The sequence below is a fragment of the Stenotrophomonas sp. genome (assembly GCF_059505245.1).
Window position 1 is genome coordinate 1 of record NZ_JCACKF010000009.1, and the last position, 4,288, is coordinate 4,288.

At 67.5% G+C, this 4,288-nt stretch carries 5 protein-coding genes; all 5 read right to left on the reverse strand.

From position 1 onward, the window contains the following. Positions 1–150: 150 nt before the first annotated feature. Positions 151–1,515, reverse strand: a complete 1,365-nt coding sequence (gene hglS / locus AC5JLE_RS03060; protein WP_014645724.1) for a 2-oxoadipate dioxygenase/decarboxylase HglS — start codon at positions 1,513–1,515, stop codon at positions 151–153. A gap of 160 nt (positions 1,516–1,675) precedes the next feature. Beyond that, positions 1,676–2,164, reverse strand: coding sequence for a hypothetical protein (locus AC5JLE_RS03065; protein ID WP_049405514.1), 489 nt, complete (start codon positions 2,162–2,164; stop codon positions 1,676–1,678). A 31-nt stretch (positions 2,165–2,195) separates the two neighbouring features. After that, on the reverse strand, positions 2,196–2,948 hold the full coding sequence (locus tag AC5JLE_RS03070; protein WP_014645722.1) for an HAD family hydrolase: 753 nt from the start codon (positions 2,946–2,948) through the stop codon (positions 2,196–2,198). A 95-nt stretch (positions 2,949–3,043) separates the two neighbouring features. Beyond that, entirely contained in the window at positions 3,044–3,454 is a 411-nt protein-coding gene (locus tag AC5JLE_RS03075) for an EF-hand domain-containing protein (protein WP_014035758.1), read from the reverse strand. Between the two features lie 232 nt (positions 3,455–3,686). Next, positions 3,687–4,058, reverse strand: coding sequence for a hypothetical protein (locus tag AC5JLE_RS03080; RefSeq protein WP_049405516.1), 372 nt, complete (start codon positions 4,056–4,058; stop codon positions 3,687–3,689). Positions 4,059–4,288: the final 230 nt, after the last annotated feature.

The following is a 4,288-nucleotide window of genomic DNA, read 5'->3' on the forward strand; positions in this document are numbered from 1 at the left end:
GCCCCCGCGCCGCGTGCCCCCGGGCCGTTGTCTGGGGGCCCGCGGGGTCCCGCCCGGGGTTAGCGGGGGGGGGGGGCCGGCACCCCCCCCCCCCCCCCCGCGCCCGGCTCTACCTCACGCGGTGCGCCCGGCCAGCGGCCGGCTCTACCTTCACGCGGTGCGCAGCGCCGCCAGCGATTCGGCCTGCAGCCGCTCGTAGATCTCGAACTCGTCATTCACCGCCACGCCCAGCGCCTGCTCGAAAGCCTCGCGGTTGGCGTGCGCGGCATACGCGCGCTGTTCTTCGCCGCCCAGGTTCGACTGGAAGATGCCCGCGGCACTGACCGGCAGGAAATCCTCGTAGACGATCGGATCGGCCGTGGCCAGGCCGGCGGCCACCAGCACTTCGGCAGGCAGATCGGCCACGCGTTCCGGCGCGGCGCGGCCGGCGTCGGTCAGCTGGTAGCGGTAGTAGCCCAGGCCTTCCTGGCGCAGCGTGTCATGGTCATCCGGGAAGCTGGCGAACACCGCCTGCAGGCGCTGGCCGTAGTCGCCGCCGGTGCTGCCTTCGCCACCGGCATCGCGTGCCTGCGACAGCAGCTGGTCGTACAGCGCGCGGCCCTTCGGGGTCAGCGCAAGGCCGCGTTGTTCGATCTCGCCGAAGCGCGCGGTATGGGTGCCGGCATCGCCACCGTCCGCATCCGGGAAATGCACGGCCTCTTCCAGCGCCTTGAAGCTGGTCTGGCGCAGCAGGATCGGGCAGGCGCGGCGCGGCGGCCCTTCGATCACCGCCTTGGCCGCCATGCCGTGCTCGATCATTGCCGCCTGCGCCGCGTCGATGTCCAGCGTGCGCGGGGTCAGGTGGTTGATGTGCGGGCCACGGAAACTGACCACGTCGGCCACCAGGCGGTGCGCATTGTGCAGCGCGTGGTAGGTCGGCAGATCGACCGTGGCATCGCCGTGCCAGCGGAAGGTTTCCAGTGCTTCGTCGACGAAGCGCTCGGCGTCGGCCTGCGACAGGCCACCGTCACGCTCGGCCTGGTCGATCAGCGCCAGTGCGCCGTCGGTGAAAATGCGGCGGCGTGCCAGGATCTTCGCCGACTCGGCACGCAGGGTTTCGTCTTCGATCAGCTCCAGGCGCAGCAGCGAGGTGAACACGCGGAACGGATTCTGCGCCAGCGCGGCGCCGGTCAGCGGGCGGAACGCGGTGGAGTGCACCGGCACGCCGGCTACCGACAGGTCGTAGTAGCCGACCGGGTACATGCCCATCACCGCGAACAGGCGGCGCAGCGTCGCCAGCTCCTGCGCGGTGCCGACGCGGATCGCGCCATGGCGCTCTTCGTCCAGGCGCGCACGCTCGTCGTTGCGCTGCAGCTGCGCGGCCAGTGCCGGGTCCTGGGCAAGCACCTGCGCGTTGATCCGCTCCACCAGTTCCACCAGCGTGCCGTACAGCGGCACTTCGGTGCGGTACATGCGGGACATGGCCTGCGCGAACAGGCGGCGGATCACATCAGGCGAAACGAAAGAGGCGCTCATCAGTCACTCGATTACGGGAACGGGGAACAGCTCGGACCCGTATTGTCGCCGGAGCGCGCGGCGGCGGCGATACGCAGAGCAACATGGCCGGGTAGTGCCGGCCGCTGGCCGGCAACCTCCTGATGCCTGTAAGGGTGCAGTTGCCGGCCAACGGCCGGCACTACCGCTTCAACTGGCGCTTCAGGGTGGCATCCAGGGTGATCGGCCGGTCCCAGTGCTGGTAGCTGGCCACGATGGCATGCCGCACAGCGCGGTAATGCAGGTTGTCCGGCTTGGCCGGCATGCGCTTCACCACCGCTTCCCAGCCGCCCTCCGGGTCCTGGCTGAAGGCGCGCACGCTGTCGCGGCAGGTCTGGCCGCTGGCCTTGGCCCAGAAGCAGGCGAAATAGATATCCCCGGCCTGCCAGCCATGGGTGGTGAACAGCGCATTGATGTAGCCGCGGGGGACATCGGCGTAGCGCGACACTTCATCGAGGAAGGCATCGGGGTAGCGTTCGGCGTAATGGTTGATGTCCTGCAACTGGGCATCGATCCAGCGGTCACCGGTTGCCACCTCATACGCAGCCGAACGCTCGGCGGTCTGCTGGGCCAGCACGGTGGCCGGCGCCAGCAGCAGGGACAACAACAGCGCGCGCAGTCGAACGTTCATGCCACGATTCTGCCGCAGCTGCCGGGCCCTGTCAGGCCGCCGCAGCGGCCTTGGCCTCGATCGCCGCCAGTGCGGCCGGCCAGTCGTGGGCGGTATCGGCGGTGACCATGCGCGGTTCGTCGTCGGCCACGCCGTGCTGGGTCTCATGGGCCCAGGTCACCGCGTACGGGGTATGCACGCCCCAGCCACCCAGGGTCACCACCGGCTCGATGTCCGAGCGCAGCGAGTTGCCGACCATCACGAAGCGCTGCATCGGCAGTTCGAATTCGGCCAGCACGCGGGCGTAGGTTTCCGGGTCCTTCTCCGAGACGATCTCGATGCGCGGGAACAGCTCGGCCAGGTTGGCGACCTTGATCTTCGCCTCTTGGTGGAACAGATCGCCCTTGGTGATCAGCACTACCGGGTAGTGCTCGGCGATGGCCGCCACGGCTTCGCGCACACCATCGATCAGTTCCACCGGGTGGCGCAGGGTATCGTGGCCGATATCCAGAATGCGCTGGATGTCCTTGGCCTCGATGCGCTGGCCGGTGATGTCGATGGCCGCTTCGATCATCGACAGGGTCATGCTCTTCACGCCGTAGCCGAAGGTGCCCAGGTGGCGCTGCTGGACTTCCAGCAGGTGGCGCGCGGTCTGGGTGTCGTGCACGTCGACATAGCGCGACAGCAGGTCAAGGTAATCCTGCTCGGCCTTGCGGTAGTAGTCCTCGCTCTTCCACAGCGTGTCGTCACCGTCAAAACCGACCAGGCCGATGGCGCGCGACGGCGCAGGCGTGGACGTGTTCATCGGCCAAGGATACAGGGGTGGCGATGACGAGAAAAACCCGGGCGGCCGCAGCCGCCCGGGTCCCCATGCACCGGTCTTCCCGAATCAGGTCTGGATCAGCGGCCCTGCGCCGCGCCGGCACCCGCACCGGCCTGCTGCGCGGCCACGTAGGCCTTGTACTCGTCGGCGCTCAGCTCGCCGTCCTTGTTGGTATCGGCCTGGTCGAACACCTGGGCCAGGCCGGCGTTCACCTGCGCCTCGGTCTTGCTGATGGTGCCGTTGCCATCGGTATCGATGCTGGCCCAGGTCTGGCCACCACCGTTGGCCTGCGCCGAGGCCGCTGCGGCCGCATCGGTCGCCTGGTCAGCCGCCTGCCCGGCCTGTGCTGCCGCCTGCTGGGCCTGCGCCGCTTCATTCTGCGCATGTGCGGCCTGCTGCTTGGCCGACTGGGCCATCGCCGGAATGGCCAGCACGCTGCCAGCGGCGACGATCAGGGCGATCAGGGGCTTGCGGTTGCGAATAGTCATCAGGGGTGTCTCCTGCATATTGGGTGGTGTTGCGCGGCCTGTTGTTTCCGCACGGCACCTACCCTGCCACCGCGTTTCTGAATCGATTTTGGGCCGCGACCGGCCTCCACACGCACGATTAACCACTCGCATCCATGCATGCTTTAGCGCGCTGGTTAGCGAGGAGTGAGCAGCTCATAAGATGCGCATTCAACGCCTCTGCATTTAACCGGCAGGCAACGAAAAACCTGCGTCAGTCAACGGTTTTTTCCGATGACCGCGAACTGAACAACACCCATCCCAAGGCGACACCGGCGAGCGCGCCGGCGATTTCCAGCACCACGCGACTGCCAAGCTCGTTCGGATCGTGGATGGTGGCCAGGAACAGGCGCGCGTACAGCGGTGACTCCAGTCGCACGATGCCCATGTAGAACAGCTTCCACGCATCGATGCCAGCGGAGGCCACCACCGAGATGACGCAGGCCCAGCCGATGGCGTGGCCCATCGACCAGTGCAGCAGCCGGCACAGTCGCGACCACAGGAAGTACACCAGCAGCCCGACCAGCAGGGCGATGGCGCCGGCTTCCAGGGTGCCGAGCAGGCCGAAGTGCAGGGGAAGGTTCATCGGGTGGGCTGGGATGAGAAGGCGGCCAGTGTAAGGGATCTGCGCCGGACCCAATCGGCAGCCACAGTGGATCCACGCCATGCGTGGATGAATCTCCATCCAAATCGAATATCTCGACGATTGAACAAGGAGCAGCCGAGCATGGGCTCGGCTCTACAACGGACCACGCGGGAAACTGTCAGAGGCGGGGCGGTGTCGGAGTGCGGGGTGTCAGCCGCATGGATGCGGCT